This window comes from Commensalibacter sp. M0133, assembly GCF_016101485.1.
Lineage (GTDB): Bacteria > Pseudomonadota > Alphaproteobacteria > Acetobacterales > Acetobacteraceae > Commensalibacter > Commensalibacter melissae.
Window position 1 is genome coordinate 821,812 of sequence record NZ_JACFQI010000001.1, and the last position, 25,246, is coordinate 847,057.

Consider the following 25,246-nt stretch of genomic DNA (forward strand, 5'->3'; position numbering starts at 1 on the left):
ACTATTTTATTTGTCTTTCAAAATTGAGTGCGATCCCGTTGATACAATACCTTTCCCCATTTGGCGCAGGTCCATCCTGAAACAAATGACCCAAATGTGCCTTACATCTGGCACAATGAACCTCAATCCTTTTCATATGATGACTTGTATCTACTTCCGTTTCGACCGCACCATTTATTACAGAAAAAAAAGATGGCCAGCCACAACCACTTTCAAATTTCATATTTGCCTTGAACAGGGGTGCATGACAGGCAATACATTGATACACCCCTTCTCTCCATTCATAATTCAAAGGACTGCTGCCGGGTGCTTCAGTACCATGATCTCTGATAACGTGTAATTGCTCTGGAGTTAGATTCATCATCCATGAATTCTCTTTTTTCATTTTTAAAACCTTTATATTTTTAATTTTTTATAAAAAAAATCTATTATTTGCAAATTATTTCAATAATAATAAATAATTTTAATTTATCTAAACAATTATACTTATATTTATTAATTATTTTTATATAATTTCGTTAAAATTACTGATATTATTTCAAGCATTAAATAAATTTCCCCATGAAATCAGATTATGAATCATAATACTATGATTTTCCAAAATATGGTTAGTTTATAAGATCATAGTCAATCATTGATAAAATTTAAATTCTGGTTGCATTCATTTATCTACTTAACTAACTTTTAACTATATAACGTTCATCAAAAACAAAAATCAAAACGATCCATGAACAAATAAACAGGACATAAAAATGACTCAAAAAAAATATCGCCCCGTTATGCTGACAATCCTTGACGGATTTGGGTATAACCCAAATAAAAAAGATAATGCTATTGCCAATGCCAGTATTCCCAATATTGATGCACTTTTTAAAAATTCTCCACATGCTCTTCTTGATGCAAGTAATGAAGATGTTGGATTGCCTCATGGACAAATGGGAAATTCTGAAGTCGGACATATGAATATCGGCGCTGGCCGTGTCATTATGCAAGAACTTCCAAAAATTACCCATGCCATTAAAACTGGAGACATTCTGAAAAAACCATTGTTTAAGGATTTTGTTGAAACCCTGAAGAAAAATGGCAAGACTTGCCATTTACTCGGACTTTTCTCACCAGGAGGCGTGCACGCCCATCAGGAACATGCCATTGGTCTGGCCAAGGCCTTACACGATTATGGCATTAAAGTTGCACTACACATCTTTACTGATGGACGTGACACTCCTCCTGAATCTGCGAGGGGCTATATTGAGACCGCTTTAAATGAACTACCAAAGGATGTAAAGATTGCCACTGTTTCAGGACGTTATTATGCAATGGATCGTGATAAACGTTGGGATCGTGTTGAAAAAGCCTATGATGTTATTGTAGAGGGCAAGGGTCCTCACAAAACAGATGCGTTAGCTACAATCTCTGAATCATATAATCAAAAAGTTACCGATGAATTCATCGTGCCAACAGTTATTAGTGATTATAAGGGAATGGAGGATCAAGATGCCGTTTTATCCTTTAATTTCAGAGCTGATCGTATCCGTCAGTTAATGGATGCGTTATTGGAACCTGATTTTACAGGTTTTAAACGTACCAAAACCATCCAATTTTCTAAAGTGTTGGGGATGACACAATATAGCGATACATTAATCAAGAAAATGGGCGTGCTATTCCCACCAGAAACATTAACCAATGTTCTGGGTGAAATCGTTTCCAACGCTGGATTGAAACAGCTCAGGGCTGCGGAAACGGAAAAATATCCTCATGTCACTTATTTCTTGAATGGTGGTCGTGAAGACCCCTTCCCTGGCGAGGATCGTATTCTGGTCAACTCTCCAAAAGTTGCAACTTATGACCTTCAACCTGAAATGTCGGCACCCGAATTAACTGAAAAAGTTGTAAATGCCATCAACAGTGAAAAATATGACCTGATCGTTGTCAATTTCGCAAATCCTGACATGGTGGGTCATACAGGTAAGATTGAAGCTGCCATTAAAGCGGTTGAAGCGGTTGACAAAGCTATTGGAAAAATTGTTCCAGCCATCAGGAAACAACATGGAGCCCTAATTATTACAGCTGACCATGGAAACTGTGAAATGATGGTTGATGAAAAAACTGGTGAACCTCATACTCAACATACGCTTGATAGAGTTCCCGTTATCCTTGACGGTGTTGAAAATGTTCAACTGCATGACGGTCGTTTGGCAGATCTGGCACCAACGATTTTAAAATTGATGAATTTACCACAGCCCAAGGAAATGACAGGTAAAGTGCTGATCAAAGAATAAAATATTTATCAACCGAGTTTTGCATGTCATTAACGAACCTTTAGAATAATTCATTCTAAAGGTTTTTTATGATCTTCATTTTATCACTGTAAAATTTTAATATATCAATGATTGAATATTTTTACATAAATTGAATTTATCGAGGCCGTTCTGAAACTCTGTCATTTATCTTCATTTTTTAAATTTCATGTTTTTATATTTATAATCCAGATAAGTATTTTCCTTACCGGATTACCCCATCATGCCTGTGCTCAAGAGCAAAAGCAAACGAGATTACAGCAAATTCTGAATAAAAGCGAACAAACACAAAAAAAGCTTTTGAAAGAAAAAGAAAAAATAAATTCAAATTTGGAAACTATTCAAAAAGAAAAACAACGTGCAATTTTAAAAGCCCGGCAAGATAAAAAGCGAACGCATCAAATCAATAACAATATGGTTCAGGCAACTGAAAAACTACAGACAACCGAAACCCGAATTCAGGAAATTAACAAGGAAATAACAAATCTGAAATCTAAGATTGCAACCTTGAATATACAGTTGCAAAACGAATCAAAAAATTTTTCCAAATTCCTCCCCTTAATTGAACGGTTATCCCTATATCCCTCAGATACATTACTCGCGGCGCCTTCGCCATCCTCCCATACAACAATAGGTTTGTCCATCATACAGAACCTATCCAAGCAGCTGGAAAATCAGGCAAAAGTTCTTAAGCAACATAAAGAGGAAATCAATCAGCTACAAAATCAATTTACAATCCAGATCACGAATCTTGCCCAACTTCACAAAAAACAGGAAAATGAACAAAATCAATTAACCAAGGCTTTAAAGCAGGCCCGCATCACTCAACAGGAATCTGCCAAAACGGTTTTTAAGATTTCCCAGAATGCCGCTAATGCAGCTCAGAAGGCGCAAAGTCTTAATGATGCAATTCGACAGATCAATCTAACAAAAATTAGGGCACAACGCGCTTTAAAAGCTGAAATTATCCGCGCGCAAAGAGCACATAATATGGCACGATTGCAGAAAGCACGGAAAGAGTCAGCCATGATCTCATCAGCCAACAACGGTCCTGGTCTCAATTCAAGAACCACATCCAAGGCCAATGCACCCGTCATCGGACCCATTGTCTCATTATGGGGAAGTAAAACAGAAACTGGCCCCGCGCAGGGAATTACCTATGCCCCCCAATCTCAAGCAACAGTCCGTTCCCCTTGCAGCGGATTAATCGAGTTCGCTGGACCTTTTAGAGGGTATGGGCACATGATCATTCTGAATTGTGGAAAAAGCTACCGGTTCGTGTTGGCTGGTATGGATAGTTTATCCGTAGCCATTGGACAATCGATCCAAAAAGGGATTATGATCGGTCAAATGCCGGCCTGGTTAGGCGGAAAAACCGGACGTCCCACCCTTTTTGTGCAATTACGAAGGGGCGAGAGAGTAATCAATCCATCTCCTTTTTTATAAGATAATTTCGTTTAATTTTATAATGGTAAAGATATTTCTTAACATATAACATGATTTTAATTATAAAAGACAGGTTAACATTTCCACTTTAGGATCAAGTATTAGGAGAAAATCAGCATGAAGTTCCGTACAGGATTATTGCTAGGTACGACACTTTTTATCGCTGGCATTGGATTGGGACCACAGATTCAAAATTGGATACGGTCGGATAACCAACTGACCATTCAAGCATTGGCCGAAGATGTAAAAAAAGATCAGGTACAAAATAACAGTGCTGAAACCTATCGCTTACTCACCTTATTTGGAGATGTGTTTGAACGCGTTAGAGCCGGCTATGTTGAGCCTGTTGCGGACAAGGACTTGATCACCAATGCGTTGAATGGAATGTTGACAGGACTTGATCCCCACAGTTCATATATGACGGAAAAACAATTTGCCAACATGCAGATTCAAACCAAAGGTGAATTTGGTGGCCTTGGCTTGGAGGTACAAGAAGATGAGGGGCATATTAAGGTAGTTTCACCAATTGATGGAACACCTGCCGCACGGGCCGGTATAAAACCCGGGGATTATATCATTGCGATTGATGGCAAAAATATTGACGGAATGACCCTAAATGCAGCCGTCGATAAAATGCGTGGCAAACCTAAAACACAAATCACCCTGACTTTGATCCGTCTGAAAGAACCGAAACCTATTAAAGTAACCCTGATCCGTGAAATCATTCACATTCAAGTAATAAAGTCAGCTCTTTATGATCGTATAGGCTATATTCGAATTTCTCAGTTTAACGAAGAAACAGAGAAAAATATGCGTCAGGCCTTTGATAAACTACAAAAAGAAAGCAACCACAAACTTGCAGGTCTGGTCATTGACCTTCGTAATGATCCAGGCGGACTACTTGATCAGGCTATTTCTGTCAGCCGGGATTTCATAAAGGAAGGTGCCATTGTTTCAACCAAAGCACGCAATCCTAAGGATAATCAAAGATGGAATGCCAAGGGGAAGGATATTACCAATGGATTGCCTATTGTCGTTCTTATTAATGGAGGTTCAGCATCGGCAAGTGAAATCGTGTCTGGAGCCCTGCAAGATCATCATCGTGCTGTCCTCGTAGGGGAAAAAACCTTTGGTAAGGGATCTGTTCAATCTGTCATGCCTATTCCTGGAAATGGTGCAATCCGCCTAACGATAGCGCGATATTACACACCATCTGGACGTTCAATCCAGGGATTGGGTATCAGCCCCGATATCAAGGTGCAAGATAGTTACGATACACCAGAATTTAGCATTCGTGAAGCTGACCTAAATCATATTATCAAAAATGAAGGCGGAAACCAAACCAAAGCTCCCATCAGAAATGATCTACCTGCAATTGCGAAATCAATACCGGCCCAGCCTCCTAAAGATTGGGCAAAATTTGATTATACGAACCCCTCAACTGATTTCCAGTTACAACAGGGTCTAAAAGTTGTAAGATCCATGGCCGGATTATCCAATGATAAACCTTTTCCTATCCCATTAAAAAAATCGGCCTCTTTGGACAGTAAAGGTAAAAACACCGTTCAGCAAAAACCTTCCAACGATAACAAAACCAATTCTTCAAAACAAGAACAAAAGCAGCCCAATCATCAGGACAAGTCTGTTCCTGATCATCCTGCTATCCATTCCAAATAAGGATTTTATCATGAAAGCCCTACCTTATCGTCGTAATGTTGCAGCTTTTATCCTTAACAAAAAAGGGGAAATTTTCATTGCATTACGCCATGATCTGGCAAAAGATAAGATATGGGCCTTTCCCCAAGGTGGGATCGACAAAAATGAGACCCCGCAAGAAGCGCTTAAACGTGAATTGTTGGAAGAGATTGGTACAAGTAACATAGAAATTCTGGAGGAATATCCCGAATGGTTATCCTATGATTTCCCATCCAATATGATTGGCAATCCTCTTAAACGTAAGTATAAAGGACAAACCCAAAAATGGTTTGCTGTTAGATTTCTGGGGAAAGATAGCGATATTGATCTAAATACCCATAATGAAAAAGAGTTCAATGAATGGAAATGGATTTCATCTTCCGAATTGGCGAAAATCAACACCGGGTTCAAACATGATCTTTATCAAAAAATAGCCGAATATTTTCATAAATACATGTAATTAGCTATCTGCCTTTTTTTTCTTTGCTGTATAGCCATCCAGAAAAAAACAAAATGGTACGAGAAGAAAAGCCAAACAACCTAAAATCATAAATACATCGTTAAAGGCCAAAATTGCCACCTGTTTAATGAAATCCTGATAAAGATACTTCATGGCTGTTTCTGCCTGATCCTGTGTTGCATATCCTAATTGCTGAGCCACTGCACGCATATGTGCCAAATAATCATTAAAAGGCTGATGGAAAGGAGACATCCAATGTACCATGTGTGCCTGATTTACCTGCCTTCTTTCAGTGATTAAAGCTGTTGCTCCAGAAATACATAAGGCCCCCAACACGTTTCTTGTCATACTAAACAATGCCGAAGCATCTGCATTATATTTTTCTTCAATTGTCATAAAGGCAATGGTTGAGAGAGGAACAAATAGGAAAGCGAGACAAACCGATTGTGATATCCTGTACATGACCAAATGCAAAAAATCCGAATTTGGCACCAAGTTGGCTGAATAAAACAACGCGCAGCCGAATAGGAAAAAACCCATCGCTATTACATAACGTATTTGAACAACATTGATCACTTTGCCAATAACAGGAATTAAAATGATGATGGCAATCCCACCTGGTGTCAGAACCAATCCCGAAAGAAAAGCCGTGTATCCAATAATCTGCTGCGTAAATTGTGGAACAATTACAGCTGATGCATATAGACATCCACCCAATCCAGCCATTAAAATTGAGCTTATTGCAAAATTACGATCTTTGAATACTTTTAGATCAACAACAGGATTTTCAGTATAAAGAAGCCATATTATTGCGCCTATGATACCAATTACGGAAAAAAAACCCAACCAACAGATGAAACCCGAACCAAACCAGTCAGCATTTTCCCCACGATCCACCATGATTTCCAGGCAACCAAGTCCCAGCGTTATTAAGCTGACTCCAATATAATCAATTCGTTCACTACGCTTTCTGGCCCAAGGCGGATCATCAACAAGCATGGCCACCGCAAACACTGTTATGATTCCGACAGGAACGTTAAGAAAGAAAATCCATCGCCAGGAATAACTATCCGTGATCCATCCGCCCAAGGATGGACCCAATACAGGTGCAACCACAGTGGCAATTGCCGTTAGCCCGAAAGCTGCCCCCCGTTTATCTGGTGGGAAGGTATCGAGAATTATCGATTGCTGGTTTGGTTGAAGCCCCCCTCCAAAAAATCCTTGCATTAGACGGAATAAAACGAGCTGCGCCAAGCTATTCGCGATACCACATAAAAAAGAAGATACGGCAAACATGAATATACAAATAAGAAAATAACGTTTTCGTCCAAGGATCCTTCCTAACCATCCCGAAATTGTTAAAACAATTCCGTTAGCCGCCAGATAGGAGGTCAATGACCAAGTCGCATTATCATAGGTTGTTGATAAACTGCCGGCGATATGGGGCAAAGATACATTGACAATTGTCGTGTCCAGAATTTCCATAAAAGCGGCAAGAGTTACGACAATGGCAATTAACCATGGATTATGTTTTGGCTTCCATTCCTCTTTTACGGTATTTAAGGTAGCGGATTGACTCATTTCGTGTAAACCGTTGGCACGACTGAAAGACCTATGGCCAAGGGAACCTTGGGATCCAGTCCTTCATCAATCAATATTTTAACAGGAACACGCTGTACAATCTTGACATAGTTACCCGTAGCATTTTCTGGTGGAAAAGCACTAAAGACAGATCCTGTTCCTGCCTGGATTGAATCAACATGCCCCTTTAATTTCATAAATGGATATGCATCCACCTCAATTTTAACCTTTTGACCCGGACGAACATTGGTAATCTGTGTTTCCTTGTAGTTTCCAATTACCCAAACCTCTGGTTCAACTATGGATAAAAGGGATTGACCAACGGTTACATAACTGCCCTGCTCAACGTTACGTTTGGAAATCCATCCATCATGCGGTGCCCTGATTTCAGTCCATCCAACATTTAAAGCGGCCGTTTCCAATTGTGCTTCCGCTGCCTTAACAGCCCCACCCTGATCAGAAACCTTACTTTTGACATTGCCAATATTGGCTTCGACTGGAGTGGCAATTAAATAATTACCTTCAGCTCTGTCCATTTCCGCTTTTGCCTGGTTAAAAGCGGAAGTAGCGTAATCAATCGCCTGCTGGGTTGTAGCAGGACGCGCAATATTATGTTGACGAACATAATCCGTTTTGGCCTTGAATAATTGCGCTTTCGCGGCTTCCAGTTGTCCCTCGGCAACTTTTAGCTGACCTGGATAATTCTTTTTTGCAACTTCCAATAAATATTGTGAGGCAAGATACTGGGCTTTTGCCCTTTCCAAATTACCTTGCGCCTTTAAAAGAGATGCTTTATAATCCCTTGAATCAATCCTCAACAAAACCTGACCCTTATGGACAAACTGATTATCATTGACCAATAATTCAGTCACGTAACCATTGACATGCGGTGCGATCGTAATGGCACGCCCGGCGGTAAATGCATCATCCGTACTAACATCATTACGTGTAAACCACCAATATAAACCAATTAAAATGACAACAATGATCATAATGAAAAACATTAGATATCGAATTGCCTTTTTTTTATTTTTGGGATTGGTGGATTTTTTTTCTTCAGATGAATCAAGATCCTGTTTCGAGTCAGTTTTATCCGCTGTCATAAATGTCCATCCACAATGATAAAATTATTAATAATCCAGATTCTGAGTCTGTATCAATCTGGCATACATGCCCTGCTGTTTCATTAAATAATCATGATTTCCCTGTTCTACAACTTTTCCATCCGAAACAACGATAATGACATGGGCTGTTCGTATAGTAGACAAACGGTGGGCCACAATTAAAGTCGTGCAATCCTTTCGCAGTTTAGCCAAGGCTTTTTGTATGACATGTTCACTTTCCGTATCCAATGCACTTGTCGCTTCATCCAATAACAATAAACGAGGGTTTCTTATTAACGCACGTGCAAGGGCAATTCTCTGACGCTGACCTCCTGAAAGACATTGTCCACCATGACCAACATTTGTATCCAGGCCTTTTGGTAAATCTCCAAGAAAACGATTGATAGCTGCCCCTTCCAAGACTTTTTCGATCTCCTCTTTGCTTGCATACGGATTACCGATCCGAATGTTATCGATAATAGACATATCAAATAACAACGGATCTTGTGGAACATAGGCGATTGCTGAACGCAATTCATGAATTTTGATGTTCCGCAAGTCAACTCCGTCAAAAATGATCTGTCCCTGCTGTATATCGTGTAGACGAGGGATCAAAGTCAACGCCGTTGATTTTCCCGCGCCCGAAGGTCCAACCAGGGCAACAGTCTGGCCCGGTTCAATTTCAAAATTCAAACCATGCAATCCGACTTCACGATCTGGATAAATAAAATGCACATTTTGAAATTGAATTTTCCCTTTTCCATTAGGTAAAGGCAGTGCATTCATTTTATCTTTTATTTTGATAGGTTGATCAATAATATTAAAAATACGGTTTAGACCAGATATACCTTCCTGCATTGCCGCATTTAAAGATCCCAGGGCTCGCAATGGTCTTGCCGCCAAAAGCAAAGCCGCTACAAAGCCTGAAAAATCCCCTAAGGTTGCACCGCCCATCGCGGCACGCCAGCCAGCAAATCCTAAAACCGCCGCAACGGCACTTCCTCCCAAAACCTCCATAATTGGATCAACTTTCGCACGACCTCGAATAATTTTTAGAGTGGCATCATATAATTGATCAAATGATTGACCCAACCGTCTGATTTCACGCTTTTCCATTCCATAGACACGAACGGTTCTGGCCTGTGAAAAAGTCTCATTCAATAACGCTGCGGTTTTTCCAACCTGTTCCTGCATATTTCCGGATGCTTTGCGCACTCGCTTTCCCAATTTTTGAATAGGTACAGCAGCGATTGGATATAATAGAGCCGCGATTAAACTCAACTCCCAATCCATATAGAACATCGAAACAATCAAACTAATAACCGTAATTGCATCTCCAAACGCATTAACCATTCTTATCATGGCTTCACGTATGGATAATGCATCAGTGGTAAAACGGGCGGAAAGCTGTGCGGGGGCTTCCTTTTCAACTAACGAGATATCTGCATGAACCAGATGCAAGAACATTTTTTTCTGCAGCCCCCGTATTATCTGTAAAACCAAATCTTGTACGGAAAGCGTCTGAATATATTGTGACGCGGCCTTTGCGGCCGTCACCATAACAACCAGAGCGGGGATCTGATACAAAATTCGAGGATCATTATCCTTAAACATATCCAATGCGCGCTTTATCACCAAAGGGTATAAAGCTGTCAATCCGGCCATAAAAATTGTCGAGATAACAATCAATAAAATACGTTTCGGATAAAAACGTATTTGCTCTCTCCATAAACGTTGAAGAAAAGGCCAACTTTTATCTTCCCCCAGTATCAGGGATAAAATCATCTTTCTTTTAGTTTGTTTCTTATTGTTTTTCTGTTCTTGATTCACACTTTGATACTTTTACATGGAGCAAATGATATGAAAGCCTTTTAACCCAAATTAAAATATTAAATCGAATATTTAATCTGTATTTTTCAAACTGTGTCTTTTTAACCACTCTATACAATCCAAGGCGGAAGCATAACATCCACCATCAATCCACCATATTTTAACCGATTCAAGAATTTTCCCCATTATTGGACCTTTTTCAACTCCCAGTTCAATTAAATCCCTACCTTTTACGGGGAAAACTGGTGTCGATATATCAATAACCCGTTTACGCCATTTATCCCATAGAATGAAATCATCATCCCGGTGTTTAATCTGTTCTAGCCAGCTTTGGCCGATAAGAACGTCAAGAGAATATAATGCCTTTAATTGAACAAGCCGCTTATCCGATGCATCGGCTTTTAAGGATAACGGTTTTTCCAATCTTGATAGGAATTTAGCATCTTTACTGGACAATTTAAACTTTTTTGCAACTAATATGGCAGACCCCTTAATTAAGGCAGACAGACGGATAATTGCATTATCAGGCACGCCTGCCGCGATAAGTTTAACAAACGGATCAAGACGATACCCAAAAGGCATTAGAACGGTTAAAACCCCATATCTATCCATCAAATTTAATACATCCCCAGCTCTTGGACCCGTGATAATCTTTCTTAATTCTGACCAAACTCGCTCTGCCGACAAAGTATCAAGCTGTGTCGCATAAAACTGAATGGCATTCACAGCATCTAAATCCGGTTGAGTTTTTCCATAGCGCGCATAAAAACGAAAATATCTTAAAATCCTTAAAAAGTCTTCTGCAATACGTTCATGTGCCGTTCCTACAAAACGAACATGACCTAATGAAAGATCTTCCTGTCCATGGAAATAATCCCATAATTTTCCGTTTTTATCACAATATAAAGCATTAATTGTAAAATCACGTCTGGCAGCATCCTCTCGCCAGTCCTGTGTCCAAACAACCTTGGCATGTCGCCCATCAGTCTTAATATCCTTACGTAATGTCGTTATCTCATATGAATGATGATTTATTATTGCCGTAACTGTTCCATGTTCAATACCTGTAGGTATCCCCTTTATCCCTGCCCGACTTAATTTTTCAATTATACGGTCAGGGAGATCCATGGCTGCGATATCAATATCAGAAATTGGTTTCTGAACAAGCAAATCCCGAACCACACCGCCAACTAAACGTGCATCAGGAAAAATATCCCATAATTTTTTTAAATCCTTTTTGGATTGATCAGGTAATTTATCCAAAATATTCATGAAACAGTCACTTTTATAATCATTCTATTGAAACGACCCATCCTATTCCTTAGAGATTAATTCAACAACAGACCCATCAATAATTCTTTGCGGCTTTGCAAACCCGTCAGTAAACAATACAAAATTAAAATTATTTTCTTGAAAATTTATATCATTCCCATTTCAATTCTTTCTTGATGAATAATGGTTATGTTATAAATCTATCATGTCCACATCATTCCTATTCTGAATTTTATCATTATGTCATAACAAATAAACTGTAAATGCATATCCATGAACTTAATATGCAAAATATCTTTTAAAATATGATATAAAGAAAGTGTTTCTTATTCATGATTGATTTGATAAAAGAAATATTAGCTTTAGGATTTTGGTTTCTATCAAGAGAATAATCACATGAATTATCAATCTCGTTTATTATCTTTGCTATTCTGCCTTGCGTTCAGCGGATATTTTACATTACCTGTCCTGTCTGGCGTTGCCCAGACAGCAAAAAACAACCCTAAACAAAAAACATCAAAAGTAACTTCTTCATCCAAAAACAACAAGCAAAATAGTCAAACAAACAAAACATCAACAAATGATGACGATGATGATCCAACTGATGATGATTCAAATGATGATGATAGCAAAAATCCAACACAATCCCTCTTTGAAGCGATCAATGTCGGAAACCTTTACGCTGCACAAGATGCTTTAAACCGTGGTGCCGATTTACATGCAACCAACGTCTTGGGTCAAACACCTCTGGAAATGTCCATTGATCTTAATCGCGATCGCATCACCTTTTTGCTTTTGTCAATGCGTGGCTATAATAACTCACCTCAAAAACTAAATGGTGATAGAGAAATATCAACGGTTTCGGTTAAAAGTGAAAAAGGATATTTATCCATTAAAGGTCAAAATCAACATAAAACTGTTTCAAATCTCAACCAATCAAACACATATTCACATTATAACAATATTTCCAAACCTGAAATCGGCTTTCTCGGTTTTAACAAAAGCTAGGTTTTACATTTGAATTTAAGATTTGGCCAATTTAGTCATTGCATTATATTCATTACGCAATATATCAAGAGCATATAATCCTCCATTTCTTTCGAAATGCCAAAAGGTCCATCCATTACAAGAAGGTGAATTTGTTACAAGGGCCCCAATTTTATGAATGGAACCTCTTTTGTTTCCACTGATAACAGTGCTATCGGATGTTACTGTAGCAAAAACGCGTTTATTTCGATCCATCAAGATTGTTCCTGGCTGAATAAATCCCTGTTCAATCAGGTTTCCAAAAGGAACACGAGGAATCTCTCGTTTGGAAGGGGTGACTTTAATATCTTCAATCGATAACGGCTTTTCATTGTTCACACGTCGAAGGGCGGCTTTCATATAGTCTGGATGACGCTCAATCCCGATATAACGTCGCTGAAGTTTTTTTGCCACGGCAAGGGTTGTTCCAGTTCCAGCAAAAGGATCCAATACAACATCTTCAATATTTGTAGAGGACAAGATAACGCGATATAGCAAGCTTTCTGGTTTTTGGGTCGGATGTAATTTTAGTCCATGTTCATTTCGAAGTCTTTCATGTCCAGTACATAAAGGCAGAAACCAATCAGAACGCATCTGAATATCATCATTTAAGGTTTTCATGGCCTGATAATTGAAACAATATTTACTATCAGCATCTTTGGCTGCCCATATTAATGTCTCATGCGCATTGGTAAATCGTCTTCCCTTAAAATTTGGCATGGGATTGGATTTCCGCCAAACAATATCATTCAAGATCCAGAAACCAAGATCCTGTAAAATTGCTCCAATTCTGAAAATATTATGATAGGAACCAATAACCCAAATTGTTCCATTTTTTCTCAATAAACGATGACATTCCTTCAACCAGCTTCGACAAAATTGATCATATAGTTGGAAACTCTTAAATTTATCCCAATCTTCATTAACCCCATCCACAATTGTATCATCTGGACGACGCAATTCTCCCTGTAATTGCAAATTATATGGGGGATCGGCAAAAATACAGTCAATTGACGCAGAAGGTATGGTTTTCATGACCTGAATACATTCACCATTCAAAATCTGATCCAAAGGTATATTTAATTTTACTGCTTCACTCATAAAATCCTTGACCTTTTACTTGCTCTTTTTGCTCTACATCCATTGAAAACGAAAATTGTCTTACGGTGATATATCCTTGGCGATGATGTGGAGAACAACCATATTTCCTCAAGGCCTCACGATGCATAACCGTTGGGTACCCCACATTATGCTCCCATCCATACCGATCCCATTTCCGTGCCAGACCAACCATCAGCTTATCGCGCAAAACCTTTGCGATAATTGATGCCGCAGCAATTGAATATGAAAATCCATCCCCCTTGATAATGGTTTGCGTGGCACATCCAAAATCAGGAGCGATCGTTCCATCAACCAATACAAGATCAGGAAGAATATTTAGTTTTGATACAGCCCTTTGCATTGCCAAGCTGGCAGATTTCCTGATATTTAAATGGAAAATTTCATCAACTGATGCCGCGGCCACACCAATCTTGACATGCGGCATTTGATTTAAAACCGCATAAATTTCTTGTCTCAATGCAGATTTGATTTTCTTTGAATCATCAAGCAATTCTGAAATATCCTCAGGAATATTTTCCTGAAACATTACAGCGGCAGCAACAACAGGACCAGCAAGACAACCCATTCCCACTTCATCCACGCCTGCAATTGATACTTTATGATGCATTCTACTCAAATAATTCGTTTCTAAACCAATAACCTAATATACTCAACGAGTCGCAAATGAATAGCCCTAAAATGAAAAAAATAAAAAAAGCTGTTAATAACTTCTGATTAACAGCTTTTTTAAGCCTAAATTTTAAATTTAATTATTAGCTTATTTACATTTACGATGTTTACAACAACATTTAAACATCCTTGATAAAAATGTTCCGGCAATCAAAGCTATAACCAATGCTGCAACAGGACGGTTCCGAATGAAATTCATCAAGCATTCCATTTTTCCCTCAGAACCATATAAACGCGAAAATTCATTATCGGCAACACCCGCAAAATCCTCAAAACGTTTTCCTTTTTGATCAGATGCTTTATTTCTTAAATCCTGACCTTTTTCTCTGGCCTGATCCGCGACGTTTTGAACCTTGTCTTTTAATTGATCAATAGTATCCTGTTTTTTATCCTGGGCACGAGAAAAGGCATCCTGTGCTTTATCTTTGGCATCATCAATCGAGCTGCCAATTTTTGCACCAACTTCCCTTAAAGTATCTTCCATATTCTTTGACATTGTTCCCTCCTTTAAAAAAGGATTGCAATCTTATCATTTTTTTATGTTTTTAAGTGTATCTTTTGCTTCGTTTTTCACCGATTCATAATTTTGTTTGGCATGGTCAACCGCGTCCTTTAATTTCGCCTTTCCATCCGTTAATGTATTTTCAATTTTTTCAGCAGTATTTTTAATAAAATCTTTTACATTACTCATATTATGCACCTTATTATAACAACAATTCATAGACTATTGGTAATTATGACAACTCCAAACCAAAAAGTCTATAAAATTATCAATTACTTAGATTACAATACCGCTTTTTAGAGATATAAAATCTCCAGGGTTAAGGAATATTAAAAAATGAAGTAATCAACTTTAATATTGATTAAATTCTGCAATGATTTATTTTGTCACAATTAGTTTTGTTATTTTGATTTTTAATTATATAAATTTAGATATGGCCATTAAAAATAAGTTTCTTGCATATGACTTTACCCCAAAATACAACAAATTCTGATAAATCTCACTCACGTTTGCATCCATGGTTAAAAATATTTTTATATATCGGTCTAATAGCTGTCATTATTGGGGTGGCATATCGTTTTTATGGTGTATTTTCATCAACTTCCGAGCATTCCCATTATGTTGTTGAACAACCCGTTGCAGCAACAATTGTAAAGAAAAGCCATCTACCTGTTATTCTAACTGAACTTGGAACAGTCGTTCCCATTTCCAATGTTACCGTACAAACACGAATTTCCGGCTATTTACAACAAGTATTTTTCACGGAAGGGCAATTGGTTAAGAAAAATGATTTACTTGCCCTTATTGACCCACGTCCCTCAGAAGCTTTGAAGGCACAATATGAAGGCAATTTAAAAGCCGACACGGCCTTACTGCAACAGGCAAAATTGGATAATAAGCGCTATCAAACCCTTCTAAAACAAAACAGTATCGCCCCCATGACGGCTCAAGATCAGCAATATAAGGTTGCCCAGCTTGAAGGACAGGTCAAAACAGATCAGGCCCTAATCAAACAGCAAGAATTAAATCTTATCTACTGTCACATCCGTGCACCTGTTGACGGTCGCATCGGGATCAGACAGGTTGATGCGGGAAATTATATTACCGAAGGCCAAAGCGGAGGATTGGCCACTTTAACCCAGATGACCCCCATGTCGGTTATTTTTACCCTACCTGAAAATCAATTGGGCATTGTCTTGGAAGCTTTGAAAAATAAAAAAGAACTAACCGTTGAGGCTTGGAACACCGATAATACGACCAAACTTGCCACAGGAAAAACAAGCGTGATAGACAGTCAGATTGACACATCAACAGGAACCGTTCGGTTGAGAGCCATTTTTGAAAATAAAAACTGGGAGCTTTTTCCAAACCAATTTGTAAATGCCCATTTACTAGTTAAAATTATTAAAGATGCTTTGATTTTACCAAATAATGCCATTCAAACAGGCCCAAATGGTTCCTTTGTGTATGTTATTCAAAAAGATTCAACGGTTAAAATACAGACAATCAAAACAGGATATAATGATGGTGAACATACGGTTATAACCGCTGGTTTAGTTGAGAATGAAAAAATAGTTACTGACGGAATTGATACTTTACATGAAGGTTCAAAAGTCATCATTCCCGAAAATACGCAATCTTCTGAATAATAATTAACTTGAAAATCATAACAGTTTCCTAATTTTGTCAAGTTTATAAATAAATCGAGATTTTTATGAATCCATCACGCCTTTTTATTTTGCGCCCCGTGGCAACAACACTGCTTATGATTGCCATCATGATCTGCGGAATATTAGGCTATCGTTTCTTACCCCTGTCCGCGTTACCTGATGTTGACTATCCAACAATAACCGTTTCAACATTTTATCCGGGCGCAAGTCCGGATGTCATGATGACCTCGGTCACAGCACCATTGGAAAGTGAATTGGGATCCATCCCTGGATTAAATCAAATGATTTCCCAATCCTCTGGAGGGGCTTCAGTCATCACGTTACAATTCAATCTTTCAGTCTCCATGGATGTCGCGGCCCAGGAAGTGCAAGAAGCTATCAATCAGGCCAACTCCCTTTTGCCCACTGATTTGCCTGCACCTCCTGTTTATGCAAAAGTAAATCCTGCTGATACACCTATCCTTACGCTTGGCATTACTTCAAAATCTCTATCCCTGACCGAGGTTGAGGATTACGTTAATAACAGGTTGGCCACAAAAATAAGCCAGATTAATGGGGTAGGACTGGTTACCCTATCAGGAGGACAACGTAAGGCAATCCGTGTACAAATCAATATTCCTAAAATAACTTCATATGGAATTGATCTGGACAGTATCAGAACAACAATCGGTAACGTTAATGTCAATTCCCCCACCGGAAATTTGGATGGCCCAAAACGCGCCGTCACCATCCAGACCAATGGACAAATAAAAAATCCGGAACAGTTACTTAACCAAATTATCGCCTATAACAATAATGGACCCGTTCGATTACGTGATGTGGCCACTGTCATAAACGGGCCAGAAAATAGTCAATTGATGGCATGGGCAAATAAAACACCAGCCTTGATTTTAAATGTACAACGACAACCCAAGGCCAATATCATCTCGGTTGTTAACAATATCAATGAAATATTACCACAATTAAAAAAATCATTGCCTTCTGGTATAACATTAACGCCATTGACCGATCGCACGACATCCATTCGCGCTTCAATTCATGATGTAAAATTTGAGCTCATTCTGTCAATTATCTTGGTTATTTTGGTCATCTTTATCTTTTTAAGAAATATTTCTGCAACAATTATTCCCAGTCTTTCCGTTCCCCTATCCTTGATCGGAACCTTGGCGGTAATGTATCTTTTTAATTTCTCACTAGATAATTTATCCTTGATGGCATTGACAATAGCGACCGGTTTCGTTGTGGATGATGCAATTGTTATGATAGAGAACATTACACGATATATCGAAATGGGCGAAAACCGGATTCAAGCCGCTTTAAAAGGGTCAGAAGAAATAGGGTTTACAATCATATCGCTTACGATTTCTTTAATCGCTGTCCTTATCCCTCTATTATTCATGGGGGATATTATCGGTCGCTTATTTTACGAATTTGCAGTTACCCTGTCTATTACAATCATCATATCCGCCATTGTTTCCCTAACCCTGGTTCCAATGTTGTGTGCGCATATTCTGACCGAAACCGAAAAAAAACAGAACAACTATTTTTTTGATCGTGTGATAGACAGAATAATAGAATGTTACAATACCGGACTACAATTTGTCTTCAAACACCAGCCTCTAACCTTATTTATCACCTGTTGCACTTTTGTCATAACCCTCATAATGGCTTACTACATCCCCAAGGGTTTCTTTCCCGTTCAAGATAACGGTATGGCACAAGGCATATCCATCATGCCTCAAAATGCCTCGCTGAAAGCGGTCGCAAACAAGCAAAAAGCTCTGGCAAACACAATTTTAAACGATCCAGACGTGGATAACCTTTCATCATTTATCGGCATTGACGGACAGAATATGACCCTTAATCAGGGACGTTTCTTGATCAATTTGAAAAACCGAAAGGAACGTAAAACATCTATTGAAAAAACAATCAAAAGAATAACCCGGGCATCAAGACAGGTTGTTGGAACACAACTTTATCTTCGACCCATACAAGATCTCTCGCTAGAAACAACTTTTTCAGCCACCCAATATCAAATTTTGATCGAAAATCCGGATTACAGGCAACTTGAACTCTGGGTACCTAAAATTGTTAACCGTCTGCAAAAAGAACCTGCCCTTTCCGATGTCTCCTCAAACCTACAATCACAGGGATTGGTTGCCAATATCACCCTTGACCGTGCCACAGGTGCTCGTTATTCCATCACACCTCAAACAATTGATAATGTTTTATATGACTCTTTTGGCCAACGCCAAATTTCCACTATTTTTACAGAATCAAACCAATACAGGATCATTCTGGAAGCCGATCCAAAATTTCAAAAACATTTGACCTCTTTGAACCAGCTTTATCTTCCCGGAATAAATGGCAACAATTCCGCTTCAACTTCTGGTCCAACAAGAAATCCAACCTCTGGTCTGGTTCCTTTATCCCAAGTGACAAAAATCACTCATGACACCGCACCCCTTCTAGTCACCCACTTCGGTCAGTTTCCAGCCATATCGATCTTCTTTAACATCAACAAGGGTCATTCCTTGGGGGAGGCAACACAAATCATCAATTCCATCCACAAGGAACTGAATCTTCCCTCAAGCTTCCAGGTCAGTTTTCAAGGAATAGCGGCTGCATTTGAAAAGAGCCTTAAAAATGAATTGTTTCTTGTTATGGCTGCCATTATTGCTGTTTATATTATCCTTGGCATTCTTTATGAAAGCTTCATTCATCCCATAACTATTTTGTCAACCCTTCCCTCGGCCACGATTGGTGCACTATTTGCACTATGGATTGATGGATGCAATTTAGATATTATGGGAATTATTGGCATCATTCTATTAATTGGAATTGTCAAAAAAAATGCCATTATGATGATTGATTTTGCGCTGGAGGCTGAAAGGAAAGACAAGAAATCCTCACTGGAGGCAATTCATCAGGCAGCACTTCTACGGTTCAGGCCCATTCTGATGACAACCCTGGCGGCCATGTTGGCGGCTATTCCCATGATGCTGGGAACAGGAACCGGATCTGAACTAAGGCATCCTTTGGGTATCAGCATTTTTTGGGGGCTTCTTGCCAGCCAATTGCTCACTCTTTTTACAACTCCCATTATTTATCTATATATGGAAAGATTTAAAAACTGGGGGCATCATTTTTTTTCATCATTATCCAATCACCAACCAATTGATGAAAAACCTGAATCATGAATATAGCAAAACCCTTTATACAACGGCCTGTTGCAACAATTTTACTCACAGTTACATTATTTCTAACAGGTATACTGGGTTACGAACTATTACCGGTTTCTGATCTCCCCAACGTGGATTTTCCTGTAATCATGATACGTGCCCAACAAGCGGGCGGCACCCCAGAGGAAATTGCCAGCTCGATTGCTGCACCATTGGAGAGAAGGCTGGGACAGATACCCGGCACCAATGAAATGACCTCACAATCAACCCAAAACCAGGTCAGGATCATTTTACAATTCGATCTTTCCAAAGATATCAATAATGCGGCAAGGGATGTAGAAGCCGCCTTACAAGCCGCACGTGCCGACCTTCCCTCTTCGATGCGTTCCAATCCATCCTATTTCAAGATGAATCCCTCCACCTCTCCCATCATGATCTTGGCCATGACATCCAAGACCAAAACCTTGCCACAGCTTTATGATTATGCGACAACTGTTTTGCAACACCAGCTCTCAAGTATCAAAGGGGTCGGGCAAGTTGAACTGGGGGGAAGTTCACTACCGGCAGTCAGAATTGAACTAAACCCGCATGCCCTTTACAAATACGGTATTGGATTTGAAGATGTCAGGGCGGCACTGGCATCAACCAACGCTCATACACCCAAAGGTTTTATTGAGGAAGGTGACAAACGCTATCAATTAGCAACCAATGACCAGGCAACAAAGGCTGAAGCCTATCGAAACCTCGTAATTGCATACAGAAATCATGCCCCTGTCATGTTAGAGAACATTTCAACAGTAAAAGACGACGTTGAAGACTTACATCATGCGGGATATTATAACGATAAACGCTCCATCATTCTGGTTATTTTCCCTCAAGCCGGTAGTAATGTCATCAAGACAACCAGTTTGATTCATAAAAAGTTATCATTGATAAAGGCAGCCTTACCTACCGATGTGAATCTGCACATTGCCATTGATCGTTCAACCACAATCAGGGCAACCCTGTTTGATACCCAAATGACATTGGTCATATCCATTGTTCTAGTCATAACGGTTGTTCTGGTTTTTCTAAGAAACATTCGAGCCATTATTATTCCTGCCGTTGTTTTGCCAGCCTCCATTATCTCCACATTTGCCATTCTTAAATTATTGGGTTATTCACTTGATACGTTTTCCTTAATGGCGCTAACCATCGCAACCGGCTTTGTCGTGGATGATGCCATTGTTGTGCTGGAAAATATAAACCGGCATTTGGAAAATGGTATATCTCCCAAAGCTGCCGCTTTATATGGCGCAAAGGAAGTCTCGTTTACGGTAATCTCGATCACTATATCTTTGATTGCCGTGTTCCTGCCGATATTGCTGATGGGTGGTTTGATAGGAAAATTGTTTCATGAATTTGCCATGACCCTTTCCATAACCCTGATTATTTCGATGATCCTTTCCCTGACCCTAACTCCCATGATGTGTGCCTTTATTCTTATGCGACACCAAGGAAACAATAATAAACGGGGATATAAAATTAATCATTATTTTATAAAATTATTTGATTATTGTGATCAACTCTATCAAAGCACTCTTTCGCACATCCTTAAATATCCCTTTCTTGTTGTCCTATCAATTCCTGCAACGATTATCCTGATGATTTTTCTTTTTATAACCATGCCTAAAGGTTTCATGCCTAATGAGGATATCGGGGTTTTATTATGCCATCTTCAGGGCGATCAATCCATTTCCTTTCAAAACATGAAAGAAAAAATCCAGTTTGTTCAGAAAATACTTATAAATGATCCGGATATTGCATCCATTTCCTCCTTTACCGGAGGCAAAGCGGTCAATCAGGGAAATATCTTTATTTCCTTAAAAGATAAAAAGTTACGAAAAAATAATATTTTTGAAACTCAAGCGCGACTTTCTAAAAAATTACAAAATATGGTTGGCGCGAAATTCTATATTTTCCCTCCCAATATATTACATGTAGGCGGGCGTTCAAGTAACGCAAACTATCAATATACTTTACAATCAGATTCCTCTAGCGAATTATATAAATGGATGCCCAAACTTGTTGAAGCACTAAAAAAGCATCCCGGTATCATCACAGATGTCTCTTCCGATGTCCAACAGGGAGGTGAGGCAATCAATATTGATATTCTTCGGGATACAGCCGCACGAGTTAACTTAACACCACAACTTATTTCAAATACGTTGTTTGATTCTTTTGGACAGCGTGCCGCTTCAATTATTTATAATCCGTTAAACCAATATCGGGTCATTATGGAAACGGATCCGCGTTACGCCCCTCATACCGGTGCCTTGAATCAGGTATGGGTCAGTGTTGCAGGAGGATCACCCGGTGGCGGAACCGTATCAAATACAATCCGTGTCAAATCGAATGCATTTTTAAGTCAAGAGGATAAAATCGAGCAGGAAAACTTTAGAAACCAGATCGCGAATAGACTTGCCGGGGGTAATGGTGCATCCAATGGTTCAGCTGTCTCCACCAATCATGAAACCATGATCCCATTATCTTTTGTCACTAACCAGAACAAAGCATTGACCTCATTATCAGTCAATCATCAGGGTATGTTCGTTGCCGCGACTTTATCATTTAACTTGGCAAAAGGAAAATCACTGAGCGATGCCATTCAGCTCATCAAAACGGAAACCGTCAAAATTCATTTACCAAAAAATATAGCAGGAAGTTTTTCTGGCAATGCAGCCCAGTTCCAGAGCAGCATCAAAAATAATATCATTATCATATTTGCCGCAATTGCCGCCGTTTACATTACACTGGGTATATTATATGAAAGCTACATCCATCCTTTAACAATTCTATCCACCCTTCCCTCGGCAGGTGTTGGCGCATTACTGGCGCTTGATCTGTTCGGGGAAGAATTTACTATTATAACCATGATTGGCATTATCCTACTTATTGGGATTGTCAAAAAAAATGCCATTCTTTTGGTTGATTTCGCTATCAAGGCAGAAGAGTCAGAAAACATGGATACAAAATCAGCAATTTTACTAGCATGTAAATTACGCTTTCGTCCCATTCTCATGACTACCGTTGCAGCTGCATTTGGTGCAGTTCCCCTTATTCTTTCCAATGGATATGGTTGCGAGATCAGACGTCCACTTGGAATCGCGATTGTAGGGGGTTTAGTGGTCAGTCAGGCTCTGACCTTGTATACAACCCCAGTAATTTATATCTATATGGATCGATTACGACATAACCGTCTGTTAAAGAGACTATTTTTTCATGGGGGACAACAACGTGCATAATAGGGGCATCAACCTGCTCTCCTTACGATATGTGGGAACCACTTTCTTTTTTTTGCTAAGCGGCTGTATGGTTGGACCAAATTATCATCGCCCCGCTCCAATCATTTCACAACGGTTCAAGGAATTAAAACCAGTTAACGGATGGCAGACAGCCAATCCCAGTGCCGCCGCCTTTCCTAAAGGTGAATGGTGGACTATCTATAATGATCCTGTTCTTAATCAGCTGGAAGAACAGGTTGATATTTCTAACCAGAATTTAAAACAGGCAGAAGCAAATTATCGTTATGCGCGTGCCTTGATTGACCAAACTAAGGCAGCTCTATACCCAACATTAAATCTTGGCACGAATTTTGATCGTCAAGGTAACGGCGGTGGTGCAAGAAGTATTGGTAATGGGGGCGGAAATATTAATTATTCGACCGGGATGACCAGAAATACTTATGCATTACAAACCTCTGCGAGCTGGGATCTCGATCTGTGGGGAAAAATACGACGTAACACGGAAAGTCAGGTTGCTGCTGCACAAGCCAGTGCCGCAGATCTTGCCAATGCAAGACTATCTTATCAAAGCCAGTTGGCCCAGACCTATTTTAACTTGCGATATCAAGATTCATTAATCGATTTATTGCAAAAAACCGTTAAAGCCTATAAGCAATCCTTAAAAGTAACCCAGGATCAACATAATGCCGGTGTTATTGAGCCCACGGCGTTATTACAGGCACAGACACAGCTTGAGCAAACCAGGGCACAATTGACTGCTGCAGGTATTTCACGAGCCCAATACGAACATGCTATTGCCACTCTAATTGGAAAGCCCCCGGCAAATTTATCAATTCCTCACGGTATTTTAAATGACAACATACCTCAAATTCCAGTAGGTGTTCCATCCATTTTATTACAAAGAAGGCCTGATATAGCTTCAGCCGAACGCCATATGCAAGAAAAAAATGCCCAGATAGGAGCTGCTATTGCAGCGTTTTTCCCCGATGTAACCTTATCAGCCAATTTATCCTATAGTGGCAATCCGGTGGGCAGCCTTGTTCAAGTTGCCAACCGCATCTGGTCTTTGGGGGCATCCGCTTCAGAAAACTTGTTTGATGGCGGGGTAAGAAGTTCAATGGTCAAACAGGCAGAGGCACAATATGACGCTTCTGTGGCTCAATATAGGCAAACCATTCTTGCGGCCTTGCAATCCGTCGAGGATCAACTATCTAACCTTAATATCCTGACCGATCAAAAAATCCAGCAACAAGCAGCCGTTGAATACGCTGACAAAGCCCTTAAAGTAGCCCTGGCGCAATATATGAGCGGCACTCACGATTATACCACTGTTGTAACTCAACAAGTCGCTTTGTTAAATAATCAGCAGACAGCTCTTGGAATACGGCAACAGCAAATGGTGGATAGTGTCTTGTTGATCGAAAACCTTGGAGGTGGCTGGAAAGATGATCGATTGCCAAGCAAATCTTCTTTAACCTCCAATATACCTTTTATACCTCCTGTATTACAGCAAAACAAAAACTAGTTCTATTATACAAAAAATGAAATCATTTTAATAAATAATAATTTGTTAGTGATTTCATTTTTTCAGGAAGAAGGTTTTTTAATTTTGAACAATATCCAAAATCCTAAAATATTTAATTTAAAATCAAACATGTAAATTATATTAAACTATCATAAAAAAATTTACATAATAAAATTGGTTTCTTAAAAAAAGCCAATATTTAAGAAATTTTTAAATCGATGATATTTTAAGCTTAATACTGCGAACTTATTCCCTGTCTTTGTTTCAAGTCCCTAAAAAATGACAAACAAATAAATTATTTTAACATATCACTAAAAATAATTTATAACCCAACATTTCAAGAAATTAATTATTAAGTAATTTTCTTCCAACCAAAAACGCAAGGATAAAAAATAAAAAAGCAAATAACAGTGCAATAAAAAATATAATCTTAGCAATTCCTGCTGCTATAATTGCCACGCTTGTAAAACCAAGAAGCCAAGCCAATAAAGCAATTAAAAGACAAGTAAATGCAATTTTAAGCATATCCCGGCTCTCCTTTTCAATCTATCCCAAGATTCTTCCAAAAGCCTAACGCGTTAA

Annotated in this window: 19 protein-coding genes; 9 read left to right on the forward strand and 10 right to left on the reverse strand. The window is 39.1% G+C overall.

The features are described from left to right. Window position 1: 1 nt before the first annotated feature. The gene (gene msrB / locus H3T46_RS03685; protein ID WP_198197421.1) at window positions 2–385 is read right to left on the reverse strand and encodes a peptide-methionine (R)-S-oxide reductase MsrB; all 384 of its coding nucleotides are present in this window, start codon (window positions 383–385) and stop codon (window positions 2–4) included. Between the two features lie 367 nt (window positions 386–752). Here msrB and gpmI point away from each other — a divergent pair, with 367 nt between their 5' ends. The 4 genes from gpmI (at window position 753) to H3T46_RS03705 (ending at window position 5,898) form a co-directional block, all read left to right on the forward strand. Continuing rightward, window positions 753–2,279 (forward strand): 2,3-bisphosphoglycerate-independent phosphoglycerate mutase, encoded by a 1,527-nt coding sequence (gene gpmI / locus H3T46_RS03690; RefSeq protein ID WP_198197422.1) that lies wholly within the window; start codon window positions 753–755, stop codon window positions 2,277–2,279. Between the two features lie 348 nt (window positions 2,280–2,627). Then, window positions 2,628–3,743, forward strand: coding sequence for a murein hydrolase activator EnvC (locus H3T46_RS03695; protein ID WP_232350051.1), 1,116 nt, complete (start codon window positions 2,628–2,630; stop codon window positions 3,741–3,743). Between the two features lie 117 nt (window positions 3,744–3,860). Beyond that, window positions 3,861–5,420 carry a S41 family peptidase gene (locus H3T46_RS03700; protein WP_198197424.1) on the forward strand — a complete coding sequence of 520 codons (1,560 nt, stop codon included), beginning with the start codon at window positions 3,861–3,863 and terminating at the stop codon, window positions 5,418–5,420. A 10-nt stretch (window positions 5,421–5,430) separates the two neighbouring features. Continuing rightward, window positions 5,431–5,898: an RNA pyrophosphohydrolase gene (locus H3T46_RS03705; protein ID WP_198197425.1), complete on the forward strand. Its 468-nt coding sequence runs from the start codon at window positions 5,431–5,433 to the stop codon at window positions 5,896–5,898. Here H3T46_RS03705 and H3T46_RS03710 read toward each other — a convergent pair whose 3' ends face one another. The 4 genes from H3T46_RS03710 to H3T46_RS03725 form a co-directional block, all read right to left on the reverse strand. Then, entirely contained in the window at window positions 5,899–7,479 is a 1,581-nt protein-coding gene (locus H3T46_RS03710) for a DHA2 family efflux MFS transporter permease subunit (RefSeq protein ID WP_110438370.1), read from the reverse strand. Continuing rightward, window positions 7,476–8,582 carry an HlyD family secretion protein gene (locus H3T46_RS03715; RefSeq protein WP_198197426.1) on the reverse strand — a complete coding sequence of 369 codons (1,107 nt, stop codon included), beginning with the start codon at window positions 8,580–8,582 and terminating at the stop codon, window positions 7,476–7,478. Before H3T46_RS03715 ends, H3T46_RS03710 begins: the two co-directional genes overlap by 4 nt. 27 nt (window positions 8,583–8,609) lie before the next feature. Further along, the gene (locus H3T46_RS03720) at window positions 8,610–10,367 is read right to left on the reverse strand and encodes an ABC transporter ATP-binding protein (RefSeq protein ID WP_155569622.1); all 1,758 of its coding nucleotides are present in this window, start codon (window positions 10,365–10,367) and stop codon (window positions 8,610–8,612) included. A 117-nt stretch (window positions 10,368–10,484) separates the two neighbouring features. Next, the gene (locus H3T46_RS03725) at window positions 10,485–11,684 is read right to left on the reverse strand and encodes a CCA tRNA nucleotidyltransferase (RefSeq protein WP_155569508.1); all 1,200 of its coding nucleotides are present in this window, start codon (window positions 11,682–11,684) and stop codon (window positions 10,485–10,487) included. A 396-nt stretch (window positions 11,685–12,080) separates the two neighbouring features. Here H3T46_RS03725 and H3T46_RS03730 point away from each other — a divergent pair, with 396 nt between their 5' ends. Continuing rightward, window positions 12,081–12,692: a hypothetical protein gene (locus H3T46_RS03730; RefSeq protein WP_196424524.1), complete on the forward strand. Its 612-nt coding sequence runs from the start codon at window positions 12,081–12,083 to the stop codon at window positions 12,690–12,692. Between the two features lie 15 nt (window positions 12,693–12,707). Here H3T46_RS03730 and H3T46_RS03735 read toward each other — a convergent pair whose 3' ends face one another. From H3T46_RS03735 to H3T46_RS03750, 4 genes are all read right to left on the reverse strand, one after another. After that, window positions 12,708–13,811: a site-specific DNA-methyltransferase gene (locus H3T46_RS03735; protein ID WP_110438373.1), complete on the reverse strand. Its 1,104-nt coding sequence runs from the start codon at window positions 13,809–13,811 to the stop codon at window positions 12,708–12,710. Beyond that, complete coding sequence (locus tag H3T46_RS03740; RefSeq protein ID WP_110438374.1) at window positions 13,804–14,439, reverse strand: ribonuclease HII; 636 nt, start codon at window positions 14,437–14,439, stop codon at window positions 13,804–13,806. Before H3T46_RS03740 ends, H3T46_RS03735 begins: the two co-directional genes overlap by 8 nt. Window positions 14,440–14,589: 150 nt before the next feature. Further along, a complete protein-coding gene (locus tag H3T46_RS03745; protein ID WP_110438375.1) occupies window positions 14,590–14,997 on the reverse strand; it encodes a hypothetical protein in 408 nt (135 codons plus the stop codon). Window positions 14,998–15,030: 33 nt separating this feature from the next. Continuing rightward, window positions 15,031–15,192, reverse strand: coding sequence for a hypothetical protein (locus H3T46_RS03750; protein WP_155565769.1), 162 nt, complete (start codon window positions 15,190–15,192; stop codon window positions 15,031–15,033). Between the two features lie 272 nt (window positions 15,193–15,464). Between H3T46_RS03750 and H3T46_RS03755 the strand changes: the two genes are divergently transcribed. From H3T46_RS03755 to H3T46_RS03770, 4 genes are all read left to right on the forward strand, one after another. Beyond that, a complete protein-coding gene (locus H3T46_RS03755; RefSeq protein WP_155580734.1) occupies window positions 15,465–16,652 on the forward strand; it encodes an efflux RND transporter periplasmic adaptor subunit in 1,188 nt (395 codons plus the stop codon). Window positions 16,653–16,717: 65 nt separating this feature from the next. Next, window positions 16,718–19,873, forward strand: a complete 3,156-nt coding sequence (locus H3T46_RS03760; protein WP_198197427.1) for an efflux RND transporter permease subunit — start codon at window positions 16,718–16,720, stop codon at window positions 19,871–19,873. Beyond that, window positions 19,870–23,139 (forward strand): efflux RND transporter permease subunit, encoded by a 3,270-nt coding sequence (locus H3T46_RS03765; protein WP_155580736.1) that lies wholly within the window; start codon window positions 19,870–19,872, stop codon window positions 23,137–23,139. Before H3T46_RS03760 ends, H3T46_RS03765 begins: the two co-directional genes overlap by 4 nt. Then, window positions 23,117–24,664 (forward strand): efflux transporter outer membrane subunit, encoded by a 1,548-nt coding sequence (locus H3T46_RS03770; protein ID WP_155580737.1) that lies wholly within the window; start codon window positions 23,117–23,119, stop codon window positions 24,662–24,664. The genes H3T46_RS03765 and H3T46_RS03770 overlap by 23 nt, the downstream gene beginning before the upstream one ends. A gap of 345 nt (window positions 24,665–25,009) precedes the next feature. Here the strand turns inward: H3T46_RS03770 and H3T46_RS03775 are convergent, their stop codons facing one another. Further along, window positions 25,010–25,189, reverse strand: a complete 180-nt coding sequence (locus H3T46_RS03775) for a DUF1328 family protein (RefSeq protein ID WP_155567182.1) — start codon at window positions 25,187–25,189, stop codon at window positions 25,010–25,012. Window positions 25,190–25,246: the final 57 nt, after the last annotated feature.